General features: G+C 42.9%; 21 protein-coding genes. 7 read left to right on the top strand and 14 right to left on the bottom strand.

Translation table 11 applies throughout. The annotated features are described in order from the left end of the window. Nucleotides 1–56 precede the first annotated feature (56 nt). Nucleotides 57–1,625: a murein biosynthesis integral membrane protein MurJ gene (gene murJ / locus AC0L3Y_RS06680; protein ID WP_473470036.1), complete on the bottom strand. Its 1,569-nt coding sequence runs from the start codon at nucleotides 1,623–1,625 to the stop codon at nucleotides 57–59. A 229-nt stretch (nucleotides 1,626–1,854) separates the two neighbouring features. On the opposite strand from murJ, the gene rpsT reads away from it, so the two are divergent. Next, nucleotides 1,855–2,118, top strand: a complete 264-nt coding sequence (gene rpsT, locus AC0L3Y_RS06675) for a 30S ribosomal protein S20 (RefSeq protein ID WP_024023490.1) — start codon at nucleotides 1,855–1,857, stop codon at nucleotides 2,116–2,118. 76 nt (nucleotides 2,119–2,194) lie between these two features. On the opposite strand, the gene AC0L3Y_RS06670 is transcribed toward rpsT, so the two are convergent. The 5 genes from AC0L3Y_RS06670 to rplU form a co-directional block, all read right to left on the bottom strand. Then, nucleotides 2,195–2,557: a diacylglycerol kinase gene (locus tag AC0L3Y_RS06670; RefSeq protein ID WP_473470035.1), complete on the bottom strand. Its 363-nt coding sequence runs from the start codon at nucleotides 2,555–2,557 to the stop codon at nucleotides 2,195–2,197. A gap of 14 nt (nucleotides 2,558–2,571) precedes the next feature. Continuing rightward, on the bottom strand, nucleotides 2,572–3,696 hold the full coding sequence (gene proB / locus AC0L3Y_RS06665; RefSeq protein ID WP_473470034.1) for a glutamate 5-kinase: 1,125 nt from the start codon (nucleotides 3,694–3,696) through the stop codon (nucleotides 2,572–2,574). Nucleotides 3,697–3,722: 26 nt separating this feature from the next. Then, nucleotides 3,723–4,913, bottom strand: coding sequence for an Obg family GTPase CgtA (gene cgtA, locus AC0L3Y_RS06660; RefSeq protein WP_473470033.1), 1,191 nt, complete (start codon nucleotides 4,911–4,913; stop codon nucleotides 3,723–3,725). Between the two features lie 108 nt (nucleotides 4,914–5,021). Beyond that, on the bottom strand, nucleotides 5,022–5,279 hold the full coding sequence (gene rpmA, locus AC0L3Y_RS06655) for a 50S ribosomal protein L27 (RefSeq protein WP_012071897.1): 258 nt from the start codon (nucleotides 5,277–5,279) through the stop codon (nucleotides 5,022–5,024). 31 nt (nucleotides 5,280–5,310) lie between these two features. After that, nucleotides 5,311–5,619 carry a 50S ribosomal protein L21 gene (gene rplU / locus AC0L3Y_RS06650; RefSeq protein WP_036163188.1) on the bottom strand — a complete coding sequence of 103 codons (309 nt, stop codon included), beginning with the start codon at nucleotides 5,617–5,619 and terminating at the stop codon, nucleotides 5,311–5,313. Between the two features lie 283 nt (nucleotides 5,620–5,902). On the opposite strand from rplU, the gene ispB reads away from it, so the two are divergent. Beyond that, nucleotides 5,903–6,883 carry an octaprenyl diphosphate synthase gene (ispB, locus tag AC0L3Y_RS06645; RefSeq protein WP_473470032.1) on the top strand — a complete coding sequence of 327 codons (981 nt, stop codon included), beginning with the start codon at nucleotides 5,903–5,905 and terminating at the stop codon, nucleotides 6,881–6,883. Between the two features lie 75 nt (nucleotides 6,884–6,958). On the opposite strand, the gene AC0L3Y_RS06640 is transcribed toward ispB, so the two are convergent. Continuing rightward, on the bottom strand, nucleotides 6,959–7,849 hold the full coding sequence (locus tag AC0L3Y_RS06640) for an alpha/beta fold hydrolase (RefSeq protein WP_473470031.1): 891 nt from the start codon (nucleotides 7,847–7,849) through the stop codon (nucleotides 6,959–6,961). Nucleotides 7,850–8,148: 299 nt separating this feature from the next. Between AC0L3Y_RS06640 and fabA the strand changes: the two genes are divergently transcribed. Both fabA and fabB read left to right on the top strand, forming a co-directional pair. Then, nucleotides 8,149–8,664, top strand: coding sequence for a 3-hydroxyacyl-[acyl-carrier-protein] dehydratase FabA (gene fabA, locus AC0L3Y_RS06635; RefSeq protein ID WP_036163180.1), 516 nt, complete (start codon nucleotides 8,149–8,151; stop codon nucleotides 8,662–8,664). A 27-nt stretch (nucleotides 8,665–8,691) separates the two neighbouring features. After that, entirely contained in the window at nucleotides 8,692–9,906 is a 1,215-nt protein-coding gene (gene fabB, locus AC0L3Y_RS06630; RefSeq protein ID WP_473470030.1) for a beta-ketoacyl-ACP synthase I, read from the top strand. Nucleotides 9,907–9,989: 83 nt separating this feature from the next. Here fabB and AC0L3Y_RS06625 read toward each other — a convergent pair whose 3' ends face one another. The 5 genes from AC0L3Y_RS06625 to AC0L3Y_RS06605 form a co-directional block, all read right to left on the bottom strand. Next, entirely contained in the window at nucleotides 9,990–10,745 is a 756-nt protein-coding gene (locus AC0L3Y_RS06625) for a lysophospholipid acyltransferase family protein (RefSeq protein WP_473470029.1), read from the bottom strand. 18 nt (nucleotides 10,746–10,763) lie between these two features. Further along, nucleotides 10,764–11,870 carry a 1-acyl-sn-glycerol-3-phosphate acyltransferase gene (locus AC0L3Y_RS06620; RefSeq protein ID WP_473470028.1) on the bottom strand — a complete coding sequence of 369 codons (1,107 nt, stop codon included), beginning with the start codon at nucleotides 11,868–11,870 and terminating at the stop codon, nucleotides 10,764–10,766. A 50-nt stretch (nucleotides 11,871–11,920) separates the two neighbouring features. After that, nucleotides 11,921–14,842, bottom strand: coding sequence for an insulinase family protein (locus AC0L3Y_RS06615; RefSeq protein WP_473470027.1), 2,922 nt, complete (start codon nucleotides 14,840–14,842; stop codon nucleotides 11,921–11,923). A gap of 151 nt (nucleotides 14,843–14,993) precedes the next feature. Then, entirely contained in the window at nucleotides 14,994–15,575 is a 582-nt protein-coding gene (gene smrA / locus AC0L3Y_RS06610) for a DNA endonuclease SmrA (protein WP_473470026.1), read from the bottom strand. Between the two features lie 111 nt (nucleotides 15,576–15,686). Further along, entirely contained in the window at nucleotides 15,687–16,076 is a 390-nt protein-coding gene (locus AC0L3Y_RS06605) for a VOC family protein (RefSeq protein WP_473470025.1), read from the bottom strand. 125 nt (nucleotides 16,077–16,201) lie between these two features. Between AC0L3Y_RS06605 and AC0L3Y_RS06600 the strand changes: the two genes are divergently transcribed. The 3 genes from AC0L3Y_RS06600 (at nucleotide 16,202) to AC0L3Y_RS06590 (ending at nucleotide 17,145) form a co-directional block, all read left to right on the top strand. Beyond that, a complete protein-coding gene (locus tag AC0L3Y_RS06600) occupies nucleotides 16,202–16,396 on the top strand; it encodes a hypothetical protein (protein WP_473470024.1) in 195 nt (64 codons plus the stop codon). Then, on the top strand, nucleotides 16,396–16,782 hold the full coding sequence (locus tag AC0L3Y_RS06595; protein WP_473470023.1) for a hypothetical protein: 387 nt from the start codon (nucleotides 16,396–16,398) through the stop codon (nucleotides 16,780–16,782). The genes AC0L3Y_RS06600 and AC0L3Y_RS06595 overlap by 1 nt, the downstream gene beginning before the upstream one ends. 93 nt (nucleotides 16,783–16,875) lie before the next feature. Next, entirely contained in the window at nucleotides 16,876–17,145 is a 270-nt protein-coding gene (locus AC0L3Y_RS06590) for a hypothetical protein (RefSeq protein WP_473470022.1), read from the top strand. A gap of 201 nt (nucleotides 17,146–17,346) precedes the next feature. Here the strand turns inward: AC0L3Y_RS06590 and ssb are convergent, their stop codons facing one another. Together ssb and AC0L3Y_RS06580 are read right to left on the bottom strand one after the other, a co-directional pair. Beyond that, nucleotides 17,347–18,090: a single-stranded DNA-binding protein gene (gene ssb, locus AC0L3Y_RS06585; protein WP_473470021.1), complete on the bottom strand. Its 744-nt coding sequence runs from the start codon at nucleotides 18,088–18,090 to the stop codon at nucleotides 17,347–17,349. A 37-nt stretch (nucleotides 18,091–18,127) separates the two neighbouring features. Further along, a complete protein-coding gene (locus tag AC0L3Y_RS06580) occupies nucleotides 18,128–19,486 on the bottom strand; it encodes an MFS transporter (protein WP_473470019.1) in 1,359 nt (452 codons plus the stop codon). Nucleotides 19,487–19,615 lie beyond the last annotated feature (129 nt).

The following is a 19,615-nucleotide window of genomic DNA, read 5'->3' as shown; positions in this document are numbered from 1 at the left end:
AGGTAGGCCAGAACTTGCACAACCCGTGCAAACTCATCGTCACAAACCAAAAGAAACTAGTGTTTCAAAATAGACGGACGCAAACCTGCCGCCACAGCAACAAAACCATAAACAGAAACACCGCTAACAACAATCAATAAAATATAGCCAACTCGAGAGACATCGCTCATTTGAGTCCACTGCCAACCTTGTTGAAGGAAGAGATACAAACAACCACCTAATGCCAACGTTGCACAAAGCAATATCCGCATCAACTTTCGCCATTCAGCAGAAAATACATGATGGCCTTGCTTATACAATCCACGCCAAAGCAAAAAGGCATTTAGCCCTGCAGACAAACTTGTTGCCAAAGCCAAACCAACATGACCAAGCGGCCACACTAGAATCAAATTCAGAACCATATTAGACACCATAGCGATAATCCCAATGCGCACTGGCGTTTTGGTATCTTGTCGAGCGTAATAGCCAGGCGCCAAAACTTTAATCAACATCATAAACACCAAGCCCAATGAATACGCCTGTAAGCTCTGCGCTGCTTTCTCTACATCATTAACGGTTAATTCACCACGATAAAAAATAGTCGCAATCAAAGGCTCAGCCAGTATAAACAGAGCCAATGCCGACGGAATCGCAATTAACAGCAAAAGGCGCAATGCCCAATCTAACGTTTTAGAGAACCCATTAGATTCGCCGCCAGCAAAACTACGTGATAAAGAAGGTAAAATAACCGTACTGATCGCGATAGCAAAAATCCCCAAAGGCAACTCGTACAAACGATCCGATAAATATAACCAAGTAATACTGCCCGTCTGCAGGAAAGACGCCAATACAGTATCTAACAACAAATTAATCTGACTAACAGACACACCAAATAATGCAGGCCCCATCAAAAGCAAAATCCGTTTTACACCCGGATGTCGAAAGCCCAATGTAGGCATAGGCAATAAACGCAACCTCGCCAAAAAAGGCACCTGAAACATTAACTGTATTAATCCAGCGAAAAACACGCCCCAAGCCACAGCCACTTCCGCCTGTGCAGCAGAACGAGCAAAATACACGGTCGCGACAATTAAAGAGATATTCAGAAAAATTGGCGTTATAGCAGGAACAGCGTATTCACCATGCGCATTCAGAATACCGCCAGCTAAAGCAGTCAAAGAAATAAACAATAAATAAGGGAAAGTAATCACTAACAACTCTGCCGTTAATGCAGATTGACTAGCATCAGCCGAAAAACCGGGCGCAAAAACATACACAACCCAAGGTGCACAAACCATAAACACAACAGTAACGCATAGCAGAACCAAAGCAAGAGAACCGGAAACAGCCGCAACTAAAGCACGAACCTCTTCCTTCCCTTCATTTATTCGATAATCACTTAATACAGGAACAAAAGCCTGAGCAAATGCTCCTTCGGCAAATAAACGTCGAAAAAAGTTCGGAATTTTAAAAGCGACATAAAATGCGTCAGCACTACCACTCGCACCTAAAACATAAGCTAAAGCCGCATCTCTCACCAACCCCAAGATACGAGAAAGGAAAGTACAAACAGAAACCAAGATACCAGAACGTAATAAAGACAAAGACTTACGACTTTTGTTAGGAGTAGAATTTATTTCAGACATACAATTTCATGACACACCTAATAAACATATCCCCCAAGAATAACACCAGCAGATAGAGTAACGCAGCCAAATATATAAACTCATTTGCCTAATATTTGTATAATAGGGTTGTGACAGCGCCAAAAACTGGTAAAATCCGCCGCGAGATTTTAAAGTTAAAACTTGACATTAATTTCATGGCGCAGCAGAGTGCTGAGTCATTTATTCTAAAATTTAAAGGAGCCAGACCGTGGCAAATTCCGCCGGTTCAAAAAAACGCGCGCGCCAAGCAATTAAAAGCCGCGCTCACAATGGTAGCCTTCGTTCAATGGTTCGCACATACTTGAAAAAAGTAGATGCAGCTATCGAATCAGGCAATCAAGCTGACGCACAAGCAGCTTACGTTCTAGCAACTTCAAAGCTAGACAAAGCCGCTGACAAAGGCCTATATCACAAAAACAAAGCAGCTCGTCATAAGAGCCGCTTGAGTGCTAAAATCAAAGCACTGGCCTAATACCTATAAAAAAACCGGCAAATGCCGGTTTTTTTATGTCTTTAAAACACACCTAACGCACGCATATTAAAAACCACTACCCAAACAAAATAACCAACCATACAGCAGCCGCTAAAATTAAAGTAAGCATTACCGCCGCCGATCCCAAATCCTTCGCACGTCCAGAAAGCTCATGATGCTCATGACTAATTCTATCAACCACAGCCTCAACACTTGAATTCAATGTCTCAACCACTAACACCATTCCGACTGTGAAAATTAATACTGCTCGCTCCAGCCCACTATCACCAAGCCAAACAGCAAAAGGCAAAGAAATTAAAAATAAACACACTTCTTGACGAAAGGCTGCCTCATATTTCCATTGCGCCCGTAAACCTTGGCAAGAGTATTTAGACGCGCCAAAAACTCGACTCAACCCTACTTTTCCCGGTTTTGCCATAACAACATATTCCTTTAAATAATAACTAAATCATCTCGATGAATTAACTCTGGCTCACCTTTATAACCCAGAATCTCACCAATACTAGACGACGGCTGCCCAAGTAATTTAAGTGTCTCGGCAACACTGTAATTAACCAGCCCACGAGCAACTAAACCGCCCAGCTCATCCACACAAATAACCATATCGCCACGTGAAAAAGAACCTTCAGCATCCTTAACACCAACAGCCAATAAACTAGTTCCTTCTTTTCGCAAGGCCTTTACAGCACCAGCATCCAGAACCAAAGATCCTCGACTTTTCAGATGACCAGCAATCCATAATTTACGTGCAGCCTGGCGACAATAATCCGGCTCTAACCAAGTACCAATAGGTTCACCCATTGCCACCCGAGGAATCACATTATCTTCTCGACCAGAAGCGATCAAGGTATCCGCTCCAGAACGCGCCGCTAAACGTGCTGCTCGCACTTTAGTCAGCATCCCACCACTCCCCAACAATCCAGCACCACCGCTTGCCATCGATTCTAAACGGTCATCGGATGCTGAAGCATGAGAAATTAATGTCGCATCTGCATAGTCTCGCGGATTTTTATCAAATAATCCCTGCTGATCCGTCAAAATAATTAACGCATCCGCCTCCACTAAGTTAGCCACCAAGGCACCCAGCGTGTCATTATCACCAAAACGAATTTCATCAGTTACAACCGTGTCATTCTCATTAATAATAGGTACAACACCGAATCCAAGCAATGTTCTCAATGAAGATCGTGCGTTTAAATAACGGCGACGATTTGATAGATCATCGTGAGTCAACAAAATCTGCGCCGTACACAAACCATGCTTTTCAAAATGAGATTCATAAACTCCAACTAATTCCATCTGCCCAACGGCAGCAGCAGCCTGGAGCTCATTCACTTGAGTGGGACGAGAAGCGAAGCCAAGACGTTTCATGCCCGCAGCAATGGACCCCGAAGACACCAAGACTACTTCTTTGCCTTGCGCTCGCAATTGAGCGATCTGAGCAACCCAAAGACCAATTCGAGCAACATCCAAACCTTGCCCGTCATTCGTCAACAACGCACTGCCTATTTTGACAACTATACGCTGCGCCTTCGCAATCTTCTCTCGCATCATCATGACTCTACTTCTGTCCACCAATCAAATTAGCTAACGTATTCCACTTCAACATCGTAATCATCTTCGTCAAAATCGTCATCATCAAGCAATTGACCTGCTTTACGACGTTTTTCACGTAGAGACATAATACGGTTTCGACCTTCTTCATCAATGAGAGTTCGCACTGCTTTCTCTTTCTCACGCGCCTCTTCACTTTCAGCTAGCAACTCTCTCTGCTCTTCCAATGCGGTCATCAAATCCAAACATAAGACCTCCGTCCCTTCACCAGAAATAGCTGAAATTCGGTAAGCCTTACCTTCCCAACCAAGAGCATCGATCACACTTTGACAACGCTCTTCTAATTCATCGGCAGGTACCATGTCAGTTTTATTTAAAACCAACCAACGATCACGCTGCGCAAGCGCCGGACTAAACTGATGCAACTCATTAACCGCAATCACCGCAGCCTCAGCAGGGGTAATTTCATCCCATGGAGCTAAATCAACGATATGCAACAAAATACGGTTACGTACCAAGTGCTTCAAAAAACGAATACCAAGACCAGCACCTTCAGAGGCACCTTCGATAATCCCAGGAATATCAGCGATAACAAAGCTCTGATGCTTCTTAACTTTAACCACACCTAAGTTTGGGACAAGAGTGGTAAAAGGATAATCTGCCACTTTGGGTTTAGCAGAAGAAACCGCTCGAATAAAAGTAGACTTACCAGCGTTAGGCAAACCTAACAAACCAACATCAGCCAACACTTTCATCTCAAGCTTGAGCGTACGCTCTTCACCAATTGTACCTTTAGTCGTTTGACGCGGAGCACGGTTAGTACTTGATTTAAAACGAGTATTCCCCAAACCATGATGTCCGCCTTGCGCAACTTTCAGCTTCTGGCCATCACGCACAAGATCACCTAGGGTTTCCCCGGTATCCTCGTCAATCACGGTCGTACCCACAGGCACCTTAATCTCAAGATCCGGCCCTTTAGAGCCAGTCATATCACGGCCCTGACCAGTTTCACCACTTTCAGCAATGTATTTCTTCGTAAAACGAAAATCAATCAAAGTGTTCAACGCTTCATCAGCCACCAGCACAACACTGCCGCCATTTCCGCCGTCACCACCATCAGGACCACCTTTCGCCACGAATTTTTCGCGCCAAAAGCTCAAACAACCATTACCACCTTTACCCGCTCTTACATAGATACTGGCTTCATCAACAAATTTCACAGATACACCTCTTCGGTGGATTATCAGAATCAACAAACTCTGATTATAGAATTCTTCCAAAAAAAAGCCCCGCGTCGCGGAGCTTTTTTTAAGTTTTTTAGTAAGCGATTAAGCAGCTACGACAGAAACTGTACGACGCTTCAACTTACCTTTCACTTCAAACTTCACTTGACCTTCAACAACAGCGAACAAAGTATGATCTTTACCAATCTGAACACCAACACCAGGATGGAACTGAGTACCACGCTGACGAACAAGGATGTTACCTGGGATCACAACTTGACCACCAAAACGTTTGACACCTAATCGTTTCGACTCGGAATCGCGACCGTTACGAGTACTACCACCCGCCTTTTTATGAGCCATGACTTACTCCTTAAATTTGAATAGTTAGCGCTTAGTTAATGCCAGTTATTTTCACTTCCGTGAACCACTGACGATGACCCATACGCTTCATAGAATGCTTACGACGACGGAATTTCAAAATTTTCACTTTGTCTCCGCGACCATGAGTAACAACTTCAGCTGTCACTTTAGCGCCTTCTACAACTGGTGCACCAACTTTAACGTCGTCGCCATTGCATACAAGAAGAACGTCGTCGAACTGAATAACGCCACCTTCTTCAACAGCTAATTTCTCAACCTTAAGGGTTTGGCCTTCTTCTACACGGTATTGCTTACCGCCAGTTTTGATCACTGCAAACATGTATTTCTCCAATAAGATTTACCCGGCTACTGAAATTGAATTTGACCTACTTCTAGTGGCAATAAATTCATGACCGAATCGGACAAAAATCGCTAACCATATGATAGGGAGCAAAATGTGGGTAAATCGGACGCGAGATTGTACAAAATCACACCAACCAATACAAGAGAAAAGCAACGTCTTTATATATTTTTAATAATTTGGGTTGACCCTGACACAAGCCTTACCTAGCATGATGCACACTTGCTGATCAGCTTGGAACTACTTTAGCTTCGGAAATTGCATGCAACCAATACAAATACATGATGTTGTGGCCAATGAATTTGGTCAAGTGAACAACTATATTGTGTCACAGCTTAGCAGTGACATCCCTCTCATTGAGCAAATTGGCTACTACATCATTAGCAATGGTGGAAAGCGACTCAGACCCCTATTAGTCTTGTTAGCAGCAAGAGCAAGCGCCGAATTAGACGCTCAAAAGCTGCACCAATCCATTCAAATGGCGACTATAATAGAGTTTATTCACACATCAACTTTATTACACGATGACGTTGTTGATGAATCTGATATGCGTCGCGGCAAGAAAACAGCTAACGAAGAATGGGGCAACGCTCCTAGCGTTCTAGTTGGTGATTTTTTATATTCTCGCGCTTTTCAAATCATGGTCGATGTTGGCAGCATGCAGTGCATGAGCATTCTAGCGAAAACCACCAACATTATTGCTGAAGGTGAAGTACAACAACTTATCAACTGCGGCGATCCTGACACGAGCGAAGAAAGCTATTTAAAAGTCATCCAATATAAAACCGCCAAACTCTTTGAAGGTGCGGCACTTTGTGGCGCGGTGATTGCCGAAGCAAATCCAGAACATCAAGAAGCACTAAGACAATACGGAATGTATGTTGGTACGGCATTCCAATTAATTGATGATGTGATGGACTACACCAGTACCGCAGAAGAAATGGGCAAAAGCGTTGGTGATGACCTTGCAGAAGGCAAACCTACCCTTCCATTGATCTATACCATGAAGCACGGCACAACCGAAGCGTCAGAAAGAGTAAAACAGGCTATTTTAACAGGCGGAATAGATCAACTAGAAGCCATAATTAACGACGTACAAAGCTGTGGCGCGATTGAATACACTGAACAAAAAGCACAAGAGCAAGCTAATTTCGCCATTGCGGCCATTGCCAATCTTGCCGAATCAGAATACAAAGCGGCACTAATAACTTTGGCTCACGCATCAATAAAGCGACGCAATTAAATACATTGAATCAAACACAGAGTATTCTGTGTTTGATTCAAACTCTCTTATCTATTTCACCCTAATTTAATATAATTAGCTTTTCAATATACCCAAAACAGCTTGCGCTGAAGCTGCCGAATCCTGCTGCATAAAGCAATGACCACCATCCACCTCCACCACATGAATATTAGGATTTAATTCAGCAGCAAAACGATAAGCTTCTTTAAAATAATCAAATGTATCCTTACCCTGAACTATGTAAGTAGGCACAGATATTTTAGCAATCGCTCGCCACAACCCTTTTGGATAACTGGAAAAAATAGCAGCTTCCATCCATGAAGGACAACCTAATTTGTATCCACCATTTTCATCAGGTCTGATCGACGAAGAAATATAATCATCTAAACACTCGTCTTCCCAACCCTTGAAAGTCCCTCGCCCAAAAAAGTTTTCTCGCACTTGTTCAAGATCATCCCAATGAGTCCGACGACGACGCGCCTGTCGAGCCAAAGGTATCTGACTCTTCAAACCAGCATACTTCACACCTCGCATCATCCATATTAATCGAGGCGGAAAAAGCGCTGGATCCAATAAAACCATACGATCAAAAACGGGGGTCTTGTGCTGATTCATTAATACAGTCATACAACCACCAAAACTATGCCCCATACCAATGAGTTCAGTCTTAGGTAAAGCCTCACGTTGTATATTTAATGACTCTAAAAAGTTCGATGCCGTAGCATTCCAACCAATAAAGCGCTTCCCAATTGAAGAATCTCCATGACCTGCAGCATCCTGCATAATCAGATTATATCCATCAAGTTGCTTTAAAAAGCGGGAGTAGGTTTTCACAGAAAAGCCATTACCATGAAGGAAATGCACAGTTGGCTTATGATCACATATTTGGTTCACATAACCTTGAATGTGGCCACGGCCAATCTCACTACGCCACGCTCTGAAACTTTCATTACTTTTTAAATCCATATAAGGCACTCAAAAGAAGCTAGATATTACCGAAACACATATGCTAACAGAAAAAACCAATAAATCAGGTAATAACATACATAGCCAAAACTTACGTTCCAAACTCGCAACCTACTAAAATATATAGAAATAACGGAAAAATGATCATTTTTCATGCAGGTAATTTGGTTTTTTTGGCTCAAACGTTCATATTAAGGTTTCAAACCGATATAATCAGCAAGATTTTATACTGAAAACTGGACCACACAAATCCACCAGACTTTTTTGAGTCATCGGCTGGATGTGGATATAGGATTACAATGACTACAGCTTCATCTTTTGAAAAAGACGAACTATTAAAATGCGGCCACGGTGAAATGTTTGGTGCAGGCAATGCCCAACTTCCTGTCGGCAATATGCTAATGATGGATCGCATAACTCACATCTCGGCTGAAGGCGGGGAACATGGCAAAGGCGAAATTATTGCTGAGCTAGATATTAACCCTGACCTTTGGTTCTTTGCATGCCATTTCCCAGGTGACCCAGTTATGCCTGGCTGTCTTGGTTTGGATGCAATGTGGCAATTAGTTGGTTTCTTTCTTGGTTGGAAAGGCAACAAAGGTCGTGGTCGTGCTTTGGGCTCCGGAGAAGTAAAATTCACTGGCCAAATACTTCCAACAGCCAAAAAAGTAACTTTCCATATTCAGCTTAAACGCGTTATTGAGCGCAAGTTGGTTATGGGCATAGCAGACGGAAGCGTTAAAGTTGACGGGCGTGAAATTTACACAGCGAAAGATTTGCGTGTAGGTTTATTCACATCAACTGAAAACTTCTAAAAGATTAAGAATGAAAGAGGCACATTTATGCGTCGTGTAGTAGTAACAGGTCTTGGTATTGTCAGCTGCCTAGGTAATGACAAAGAAAGCGTTCTAAATTCCTTGCACGAAGGCAAGTCTGGCATTCGTTTCGCTGAAGACTATAAAGAATATGGTTTTCGTAGCCACGTTTGTGGTCGTATTGATTTAGATGCCGAAAGCATTGATCGCAAAGTTCGCCGCTTCATGGGCGACGCTGCAACTTATGCTTACGTTTCTATGCAACAAGCGATTCTAGATTCAGGCCTTACAGAAGAACAGGTTTCTAATATTCGTACTGGCTTGGTAGCTGGGTCTGGCGGAGCATCCGCTAAAAATCTCGTTGACTCTGCAGACACACTTCGCGCAAAAGGCGTTAAACGTGTTGGTCCATACCGTGTAACTCAAACTATGGGTAGCACAGTATCAGCCTGCTTAGCGACTCCTTTTAAAATCAAAGGCGTTAACTACTCTATTACCTCTGCTTGTTCTACCAGTGCTCACTGTATTGGTAACGCAATGGAGCTAATCCAACTAGGCAAACAAGATATCGTTTTTGCTGGCGGCGGCGAAGAAGAAAGCTGGACTCAAACTTGTATGTTTGATGCGATGGGCGCTCTATCCTCAAAATACAACGACACACCAGAAAAAGCATCTCGCGCATACGATGCAAACCGTGATGGTTTCGTTATCGCCGGCGGCGGCGGCATGTTAGTGATCGAAGAACTAGAACATGCTAAAGCTCGCGGTGCAAAAATCTATGCTGAACTAGTAGGTTACGGTGCAACATCTGACGGCTACGACATGGTTGCTCCTTCTGGTGAAGGCGCAGTACGTTGTATGCAGATGGCAATGAGTACAATTGATGGCGACATCGATTACATCAACACTCATGGCACAAGTACTCCTGCTGGAGATATGAAAGAACTACAAGCCGTCAATGAAACATTTGGCGATAACATCCCGCTAGTAAGTTCTACTAAGTCTCTATCTGGTCACTCTTTGGGTGCCGCAGGTGTTCACGAAGCAATCTACTGCTTGCTAATGATGGAAAACAACTTCATCACTGCATCAGCAAACGTTGACGAACTAGACGAAGCAGCAGGCAAAATTCCTGTTGTGACAACTCGTAAAGACAACGTTGATCTAAACTTGATCATGTCTAACAGTTTCGGATTTGGTGGTACAAACGCTAGCCTAGTATTCAAAAAATACTCTGCGTAATCCCAACATCTGCTAGACAGTATGGATCACAAAAAAAGCCGCATTTAATGCGGCTTTTTTATTGTCTATAAAATAATTTATCTTCAATCAGAAAACAGAGCATTGCCTTTCGGTAGCTTCGCCATCTCTGCACGCATCCAAGCATCCATCTCGTCATGTAATGTCGATGTCTTCTTACCTTCGGATTCAATCACAGGACCAATGACGACTCGAATAGAGCCCGGAAACTTGCGCCAGCGCTTACCAGGCCAAGTGTAACCCGCATTATGGACAACAGGCAGGATTGGCACATTAGCAGACGTAGCTAACATTGCTGCACCTTTGTTAAAGGCTTGTTCCGCGTTCGGTGCAATTCTCGTCCCTTCAGGAAAAATCAAAACAGAGCGACCATCTTCCAATCGCTCTTTTCCTTGGCTAATAATTTGTTTCAAGGCATTGGTTTTCTGAGAACGATCGATCGCAATAGGTTGAACCATCCGTAAACCCCAACCAAAGAAAGGCACAGCAAGCAGCTCTTTCTTCAGTACCGTAGAAACTGGCGCCATTAACACCTGTAGAACGTAAGTTTCCCATTCGCTTTGATGATTTGCCACCAGCACAACAGGGCGCTTCTTATCTATGTTTTCTCGGCCTATTATTTCAATCTTAACGCCACAGAGAATACGAAACACAAATAACAAGCCCTTGTTATGTAAATTCAATACAGGCTGACGAAAGTTCTTTGGTAACAAGACAGTCGCAAAAGGAGCCAGAATACCAAATAAAATAGTAGAAACAGCGTAATAAATAAAAAATATTGTAGAGGCAATCCATGACCTCAATGATTCCCAGACGCTCATTAATACCTTACTCCTACGTTACTTATTTAAATATTTTTGCTGTTGTATCAATGGATTGGCATACATTGATAACACAGTTTCCTTCAACTCTTCAGGGCAACGCTCAAGATAACTCGAAAAAGCACTATCTGTTGAAGGCAAACCTTGTTGTAGAGCAAACGCTGCTTCGTTTGTTGGTTGAATGGCATAGTTAGTAATAATTTGACGATCTACTTCAGCCACGAATTCTTCCGGCGTTTCGAATCCGTCTTTGATCACATCACCAAACGTCACAACCACTTTACCTTTTTGACCGACAATACCATTTTTGATGCTGTCTATGTCTTCAAATTCAGCTTTTTCATAGCTGCCAGTGGTCGACTTCTGATGTAACTCTTGCGCCTTATCAAAGGCACACGGATCGTATTCATAAGAAATAGAGACAGGAACAATTTTCAAATTCGCCATCGCTTCTGAAAACGGTGTTTTCAGCTTTTTCTGGCTCATGTAAAACATTTTGATAATCGCTGGATCAGTTTGATCCAAGCCGTCTTTTGCTCGACCTTCTTTTTGCGCAATCCAAATATTAGTCTGCTCTTTCATCAAGGATTCCGAAATATAAGCCGACAACTGACCAAACGCCGCCATCATTTCTCGTATACCATTCGCGGAGCGTTTTACAATAAAGCTTTTGTTCAAACGCATCAGATCCGACACAAAAGGACGTCGCAACAAGTTATCACCTATCGCAATACGTACTGTATTCAGTCCTGCCGAATACAATCCATAATTAACAAACGCTGGGTCCATGGCGATATCTCTGTGATTAGACAGAAATAAATAACCGATGTTTTTGTCTAATTTATCAATCCCTCTGTATTCAACATTCGTTGTCGTAGTTTTAATCATGCGCTCCATATAACCAGCAACGCGTGTTTGAAACTCATGAACATTAGAAATATTAGAAATTTGGCGCTTTAAAGCCTGCTTCACACAAAAGGCCAATGGAGCACGTAAAAACGTAGGCCATTTCGCAAAACGAAAACCAATGATTGTATTAATAAAATCCGGAGTATTTACCAGATTAGTCAGCACCTCAGCAACTTCACTGTCATTGTAGGGGCGTATATCGTGAAACTGATCCATTTGATTTTCCGTCAATAAAACTATTTTGTTTTTGGTTATAAAAAGTTGACCTACAACGTCTGAATATCAAAACCTAAAGCTTCTAGCTCTGCTCGTTTTGACGTAGACGTTATGACCGCTGTATTTTCATTTTCTTTTGTTAGATAGGTTTTTGCCACATGCTGTAACTGATCGATCGTGACAGACAATACCTTGGCTCGAAAAACTTCTCGGTACGCTAAACTACGACCATGCAAATATACATAAAAGTCGCTCTGTGCTTCACCTGCTGGTGAACCTGGCTTATCCATAGAACCCACCACGCCAAGAATCGCTTCTTCTAGGGCATCCGCAGTATGAGATTCGTTTAACATCCATTCTATCGAAGCATCAAAATCAGCTAAAGTTTCCGTTAAACGAGGGTCACGATAGGAATAGAAGCGAAATGAACCTGTGCTGCCATCAAAACTTGCACCGCCGCCATATGCACCACCTTGCTCTCGAATCGTTCTATGCAAGAAACCATTACGCAGAAAACCACCCAATACAGTCAATGCTGCAACATCTGGGTGATCACCGAATTCTGTACGAAACGCTTTACTACAGAAACTCACTTGAGTAGACGTTAGCCAAGCCACATTTATTTTTGACTCAACCGCTTCTAAAGAAAATTTAGTCTGTGCTTCACCTTTAGGTAAATCAGCAAAAACGGCTTTAACATCATTCAGAATACTGTCTTCATGTTGAGGCTCAGCAACCAAAAGAAGCTGTTTTTTTGCCTGCAAAAGCTTTTCATGTATGCGCTTAAATACCGCCAACACATTTTCAACCGCACTGTCATCGGCTTTCATCGAGTCATCCAGTGCAATCGCGGAACGAATGCCTGACATGCCGCCCCATTTTTCTTGCTGAGCAGCCAAACCAGACAAAGCACTGGACGCTGATGTCATTGCCAACGAATGACCTTGACCTGTTATAGACTGTTCGCGACGAGCTCGACGCTGCGCCACCAGTTCTTTCACACGGCTCACTTCATCAAAGCGCACATTCAACATAGTGTCTTTGACCAGCTCACTCATTGCGACCACGTTTGGCACCAAGGCTTTTGATGACAAAATAAAGTAACCGTTAACTGCCTGACGATCAGCAATCGTGGCACGAATGGAATTGGAAGCACCCAAGCCGCCACACACTTGTGCCTGACGTTCTTGAACCGCTAAATAGTCTTCACCGCCAACACCCAGCTCTGTCATCATTGAAGAGAACAAAGGCAAGTAATTAATTTCTTCTTCATCCAATTCAGGCAGGTCAATGACCAACTGTTGATAAACCAAACCGTTGGTGCCTTGTGGATAAAAAGTAATGGGTAAATCACCCGCTATCTTTTCGTTATCGTATTGAGGCAAACGCGCAGGCACATCTTCTAAACCAACTTTTGGCAATATGCTCATGTCGTCTACTTGAGACTGACGCGCTTTCAACGCTGCACTGCGTGCAATGATCTGCTCTTTCTCTGCATCCGACAAAGCCGCTTTGATTTTACTCAAACGATCTGTTTCTGCTTGGTTACGACGCGCTTCAAGTGCATCGTCAGGGCTCAATGTGATCGTGACTCGGTGAGCATTAGACAACAACAATTCTTTGATCAAATTAGGAATGTATTGAGTGTCTTTAACTTTCTCACGCATAGCCTCAATCACAGGATCAAGATCCAACTGGGCAATCACATCACCGGAATGAACCGCAGTGGATAGACCCGCAAGAATCAATTGCAAACCATAAGGATAACTGCCACCACCGATTTCACGCTGGCTCAATTCTAATTGATGCAACATAGCGTCAACGGATTCTTGTGGCACACCTTTCTCTGCAATGTCTTCTAGCGTAGATAAAACAAGCACTTCTACTTTTGCCGTGTCTTCACGTTTCACGCCTTCCAGACCGCACATAAAGCTCATTTCTTTATTGCTGTCTTCAAGGCCACATAATGGCGACGGTGCACGACCTAAATCACTGTTTTCCAATACGCGAAGTAATGGTGAAGCACTGTTATCCAACAGAACACTCGACAATAACTGCGCTTCGAACTGCTGGTTCAAATCGGTACTTTCACCCAACAACCAACCAACAACCACGTGACTGCCGTCTTCTTTCACTTCTTCTGCGGCGTAACCTTCTTCCACTCGTACTGGAGAGAAGTAACGTTTCACGTTCGGCACACTAACTTGCGTCTCTAAACGTTCAAATCGACTTAATACTTTATCTTCAAATTCTGCTTGCAAGGTTTCAGCAGGAATATCACCAAACGTCATAAAAACCGCATTAGAAGGATGGTAATGGGTGCGGTAAAACGCCAATAGATCTTGGTAAGACAAATCAGGAATATCACTTGGCTCACCGCCTGAATTAAAATGGTAAGTGTTATTTGGGAATAAATATTTTGTCAGCGTTTGCCACAAGACGGATGTGGTTGAACTCATCGCACCTTTCATTTCATTAAACACAACACCTTTAAAGGTCAAATCAGATTCCGCATTTTCTGGTTCTGCGAACTCTAAACGATGGCCTTCTTGGGAAAAGTCCAATTCATCTAGACGGGAAAAGAACACTGCATCTAAATACACACCCAAAAGATTATGGAAATCTTTCTTGTTCTTACTCGCAAACGGGTAAGCCGTCCAATCTGAAGACGTAAACGCATTCATGAAGGTATTCAATGAACGGCGAATCATCATAAAGAAAGGATCACGAACAGGAAAACGCTCAGAACCACACAACACAGTATGCTCAAGAATATGCGCAACGCCACAAGAATCGGTTGGAACGGTTTTTAAACCCACCAAAAAAACGTTTTCGTCGTTGTCGGATGCGATGTGAAAATGCTTAGCACCTGTTACTGTATGTTCGAATTCTTGAACGGTCACGTTAAGCGCATTGATAAACTCACTGCGAAGAAACGTAAACGCAGGATGATGTGCGGTGCGGTTTGCCATTCTCTACCTCGATAAAATTAGAATACGATGACTGTATGTTTGGGGCAGCTTGATTAAACTCAAGACAGCAAAGTGGCGGGATTATAGCAAAAACGAGGCATTTACCCTACGAAATAACACCAAAGAAAGCGTTTTAAAGTAAAAAGAAAGGCTATCGCTTTTGATGCTTCTCCCAATCCTCCAATCGTACTTTCTCTGTTTTTTTGAATAAAATATACACAGCGCCTAAACCACCATGATGTCTTTGTGCACTATGAAACGCCATAACAGGGTCTAAATCCCGCAACCATTTATTAATATGGCTCTTCAGCATGGCTTGGCTTTCTGGGTCTGGCGAGCGGTCACCTTTACCATGAACCAAAATCGACACGCGAATGTCATTGCGCATGCAATCATTCACAAACTGGTACACCTGCTCACGCGCCTGCGCCACAGTATGATTGTGTAAATCTAACCTCGCCTCAATACCGTACTTACCTTGGCGTAATCGTTTGAAAACACCGTCCTGCACACCAGAACGCTTATATTGCAGCACATCGTTAGGATCGACTTTTTCCACATAATCATGGGACAAGTGATTTCTATCGGCTTCTACCGCGATCATCGCCGCCTTCTGGCGTTCATCGTAATCTACCTGCGGACCTTTCTTAGCAAGATACACTTCGCTTTTCTCAAGCCGTTTAATGCCTGCTACTTCCTGAGCAAACAAAGACGTTTCATCTTCGTCATCCACCAGCCAACACCTCTTACATTCAACTATTAACCGTGATTATATGAGCACCAACAAAAAAAGGCTTCTATAAATAGAAACCTTTTCTTTTCAGTCTATGATTTAAGCGCTCACTTAAGCATTACTTTGAGAGCGACCCTCATGTACAACATGCAATTTATTACCATCAATATCTCGACAATAAGCGCCAAAATAATGAGGTCGATATCGGTAACCCGGTGCGCCTTCATCTGAGCCACCTAGCGCTAGAACAGTGCGATAAAACGCTTCGACTTCCTCATTATTCGACGCTTGAAACGAAATTTGCACACCATTACCGACGGTTGCAGGTTCTTTATTAAAAGGAGTCAGAACCCAAAAACAACTCTCGCCGCCAGCAACACCGTATCCAATTTCGCCTTCCACCTCCATCGTACGAACCATATTTATCGTGCGTAAAAGTCCATCGTAAAAAACACCCGCCTTCACGAGATTATTGGTTCCGAGCATAGCACCTAAAAGCATAGGTTTTTTCCTGTTGCTAAAGTCATTAATAAAATCATTTAAAACAAATTTTAAATCTATTTCAAAGCTGAAGACAGTCTCTTCCGATATACTTATTTTAATATTATTTAGAACAGGACGTATAAATGATGCAAACTAATGTTTGGTTTATTGCAATTCTTGCTTGGTTATTTACTTTCGGTTTCACCAATAATGGAGCCGTTGCCACAACGGTATCAATTTTTATACTGGCCACCTTTCACCTTAAAAAAGGATTCAGCGAAAACGCTATAAAAACAGTGATTTTAGTGAGCAGCAACTGCAAGAAATTGAGAAGGTAATGAGAGAGCCAAAAGGCATTGAAATCTCGGCATACGAAGAACGAATTCGTAGAAACTTATTAGTCGTTTCTTTCTTCGCCTTGGCCTTTATATGTTTAGACCTTCAAATTGATTCCAACTCAAAATTTCTAGGTGGAATGACATTTGCCAATCTAACACCAAATAAGGTTTATATTCTGCTACTTCTCATAATTGGATATGAACTAACCCATTATTTGTGGAATTTAAAAACCAGCTTTATGTATTGGAGGATTCGCTTCACAGGTATAAGCCATACTGAAAACCGAGGAAATAGAGGCCCCAGCTTCGGCTCTAAAAATATATCTTCAGATGATTATTCAGGTAAAGATGAAAACTCTAATTTATATGTCTGGATGTTTGAGTAAGTATTGTTACCTAAAGACACCAATTTAAGTTTACAAGCAACATCCTCTACCTTAAAAAGGGTGGTAGAGGAAATACAAAATAGCGAACAGCTAATGACAAATAATCTACAACTATCGAGTTCACTAAAACAACTTGAAAGTCATATTCAAACGCTTTCTAGCAATACAGAAAAACTTACCGAATTCGCCGAACACATACGAATTAATGGTTCTCTACTTCGTTTCGATCAATGGTTCAGCCTTTTGATAGATAGCCAAAACATACGCTGGCTATTCCTTGATGTGATCCTTCCTCCTTCACTCGCCTTGATAGCAATTAGCTTACTATCATTAAAAATAGATGTTTCAACGCTCTCCTTATAATGAAAAGACTCGTTTCTATTTCTATCGCCTTAATGTGTGTCAAAGTATCACCACGAGCAGAGGTCAAACGATAGTGTCGATGCGAGGGTGATGCTTTGATACAACACCAAGCGATAGCCTTACCATCCCAATAAACCCAAGGCACAAAAAAGCCCCGCTATGCGAGGCTTTAAGTATGTCTTCAACGAGTTAAATCACTTCCTAGAAAGGAATGTCATCGTCGAAGTCATCAAAGTTTGGTGCTTGTTGTGGTTTTGGCGCTGCTGCTGGCTGCTGAGGTGCTGCTCGTGATGGTTGAGGAGCACGCTGCTGTGGGGCGGCTTGAGCTGGCGCTTGTTGTGGTGCATTTCCCCAGCTACCGAAAGATTGCGGTGCTGCCTGAGGAGCCGCTTGCTGAGGTGCGGCCTGTTGTGGTGCAGCTGGACGAGCTGGCGCTTGATATCCGCCTTGAGGTTGGTTAAAACCTTGTGGCGCTGCCTGCGGTGCAGCTTGCGCTGGCGCCTGACCATAACCGCCTTGTTGAGGAGCTGCTGGTGTCTGTCCGTAACCACCTTGACCCGCTGAATCATATCCGCCTTGCTGGCCATTACCACCATCATTACGGCCATCTAACAATTGCATTTCATTGGCAACGATTTCAGTTGTATAACGCTTGATACCGTCTTTTTCCCATTCACGGGTGCGCAATGAACCTTCTACATAAACTTTTGAGCCCTTCTTGATGAAATCACCAGCGATTTGCCCAAGACGGAAGTTACCACGATCCATAAACGCCACACGGTGCCATTCTGTACGCTCTTGCATTTGTCCAGTTTGCTTGTCACGCCAGCTTTCTGAGGTTGCTAGGTTCACGTTTGCTACTGCTGCACCAGATGGCATAAAGCGCACTTCGGCATCATTACCAGCATTACCAATCAAGATTACTTTGTTTATTCCACGCGCCATGACGTTGTTCTCCAACTAAAAATTAAATAATGTTTTTCTAAAGAGCCACTTGCGGCGCTAAGCGCGCTAAGGTTTCTTTGTCTAATACGGTCTTATCGACTTTAAGATAAGCTGTTTGCTCATCTTTGAAAATTTGCATACCTTCCACTCCTTGGATTTCAGAAAGTTGATCAGCCAACTTCGTTATTTCATCTTCTGTCATATTGGGTAAGCTAAACGCCATACTGCTTAATTGACGAGGTGCTGGTTGCGTGAGGCCAACAAGCGACCAAGTCAAAAACACAACACCAACCACCCAGAACACACCATTACTTGAGTAGTTTTGTAGCAGCCATCCGCCACCGACACCGCCCAAGAAAGAGCCAATAAATTGATGGGTAGAAAAAACACCCATTGCTGTGCCGCGATAACCCACTGGCGCCAGTTTACTAATTAATGAAGGCAACGTTGCTTCCAATGCATTAAAGCCTACAAAGTAGACCCACAAGAAGACGCTAAACAGCCAAACATGAGACGTCCATTGTAACAATAATGCACTCATTCCTAATAGGAGAAGTACAACAAATAATACACCTTTCATTTTGCCTTTTGACTCGGCAATAATCACTAATGGTAGCATACCTACAAACGCAAAACCCATGACACCTAGGTAAAGCCAACTGTGTTCTGCCAGTGGTAAATCAAACTGTTTAATCAATAAATTCGGAATCGTAATAAACAACGCAGTTAAGCTTGCATGCAGCAATAACACGCTCACATTTAGGAAACGAAGTTTTGAATCTTTTAGGACAAGGCCAAGCGCTAACAGGCTCGGAGTCGTGTCTCTTCGAAAAGTATGCTGTACGATATTAGGCACAGCAAAAATGATCAATGCGATGCCCAGTAAAGATAACGCAAAAGAGAGATAGAAAAGCCCAGACAACCCCACTAAGGCAAAAATCCACGGCCCTAATACCAGAGATATCATGAAGGATGCACCAATACTCACGCCGACAATAGCCATTGCTTTAGTGCGATTTTGTTCTCGCGTTACATCACTCAAAAGCGCCATCAAAGTACTAGCAATGGCTCCTGCACCTTGAACTGCACGGCCAATAATCAATACCATGATATCATCTGCGTTTGCGCAAATAAGGCTACCTACTGCAAAAAGCAAAAGACCGATTATAATAACCCGTTTACGGCCGATTTTATCAGACCACATTCCCATCGGGATCTGTAAGCTGGCTTGAGTGAGTCCGTATATACCAATAGCCGTACCAATCAAGGCGGCATCTGCACCCGTTAAGCCGTCAGCAGCAATGCTAATGACGGGCATAATAAGAAATAGGCCTAGCATTCTGAACAGATAGATCAGTGCTAAAGCAAGAACAGAACGACGTTCAAGTAGATCCATAAGGAAGTTACAACCACTTAACTTAGGGGTTAAGAAAAAAGATGTCCATTTTACAAAAAATACCGTTGAAGCTCCATTTCAACTACTGTAAAAATAGACAGTTATTTAATTTACTGGCAGATTCTTTCT

The organism is Marinomonas sp. GJ51-14, from assembly GCF_055808695.1.
Note: the sequence above shows the minus strand (reverse complement) of the source record. Positions and strands in the feature narration are given on the sequence as shown.

Bases quoted from the DNA above. Each gene is read 5' to 3' on its own strand.
- murJ (WP_473470036.1), bottom strand. From the start codon at position 1,625: ATGTCTGAAATAAATTCTACTCCTAACAAAAGTCGTAAGTCTTTGTCT.
- AC0L3Y_RS06670 (WP_473470035.1), bottom strand. From the start codon at position 2,557: ATGGCAAAACCGGGAAAAGTAGGGTTGAGTCGAGTTTTTGGCGCGTCT.
- proB (WP_473470034.1), bottom strand. From the start codon at position 3,696: ATGATGATGCGAGAGAAGATTGCGAAGGCGCAGCGTATAGTTGTCAAA.
- rpmA (WP_012071897.1), bottom strand. From the start codon at position 5,279: ATGGCTCATAAAAAGGCGGGTGGTAGTACTCGTAACGGTCGCGATTCC.
- rplU (WP_036163188.1), bottom strand. From the start codon at position 5,619: ATGTTTGCAGTGATCAAAACTGGCGGTAAGCAATACCGTGTAGAAGAA.
- ispB (WP_473470032.1), top strand. From the start codon at position 5,903: ATGCAACCAATACAAATACATGATGTTGTGGCCAATGAATTTGGTCAA.
- AC0L3Y_RS06640 (WP_473470031.1), bottom strand. From the start codon at position 7,849: ATGGATTTAAAAAGTAATGAAAGTTTCAGAGCGTGGCGTAGTGAGATT.
- fabA (WP_036163180.1), top strand. From the start codon at position 8,149: ATGACTACAGCTTCATCTTTTGAAAAAGACGAACTATTAAAATGCGGC.
- fabB (WP_473470030.1), top strand. From the start codon at position 8,692: ATGCGTCGTGTAGTAGTAACAGGTCTTGGTATTGTCAGCTGCCTAGGT.
- AC0L3Y_RS06625 (WP_473470029.1), bottom strand. From the start codon at position 10,745: ATGAGCGTCTGGGAATCATTGAGGTCATGGATTGCCTCTACAATATTT.
- AC0L3Y_RS06620 (WP_473470028.1), bottom strand. From the start codon at position 11,870: ATGGATCAGTTTCACGATATACGCCCCTACAATGACAGTGAAGTTGCT.
- AC0L3Y_RS06615 (WP_473470027.1), bottom strand. From the start codon at position 14,842: ATGGCAAACCGCACCGCACATCATCCTGCGTTTACGTTTCTTCGCAGT.
- AC0L3Y_RS06605 (WP_473470025.1), bottom strand. From the start codon at position 16,076: ATGCTTTTAGGTGCTATGCTCGGAACCAATAATCTCGTGAAGGCGGGT.
- AC0L3Y_RS06600 (WP_473470024.1), top strand. From the start codon at position 16,202: ATGATGCAAACTAATGTTTGGTTTATTGCAATTCTTGCTTGGTTATTT.
- AC0L3Y_RS06595 (WP_473470023.1), top strand. From the start codon at position 16,396: ATGAGAGAGCCAAAAGGCATTGAAATCTCGGCATACGAAGAACGAATT.
- AC0L3Y_RS06590 (WP_473470022.1), top strand. From the start codon at position 16,876: ATGACAAATAATCTACAACTATCGAGTTCACTAAAACAACTTGAAAGT.
- ssb (WP_473470021.1), bottom strand. From the start codon at position 18,090: ATGGCGCGTGGAATAAACAAAGTAATCTTGATTGGTAATGCTGGTAAT.
- AC0L3Y_RS06580 (WP_473470019.1), bottom strand. From the start codon at position 19,486: ATGGATCTACTTGAACGTCGTTCTGTTCTTGCTTTAGCACTGATCTAT.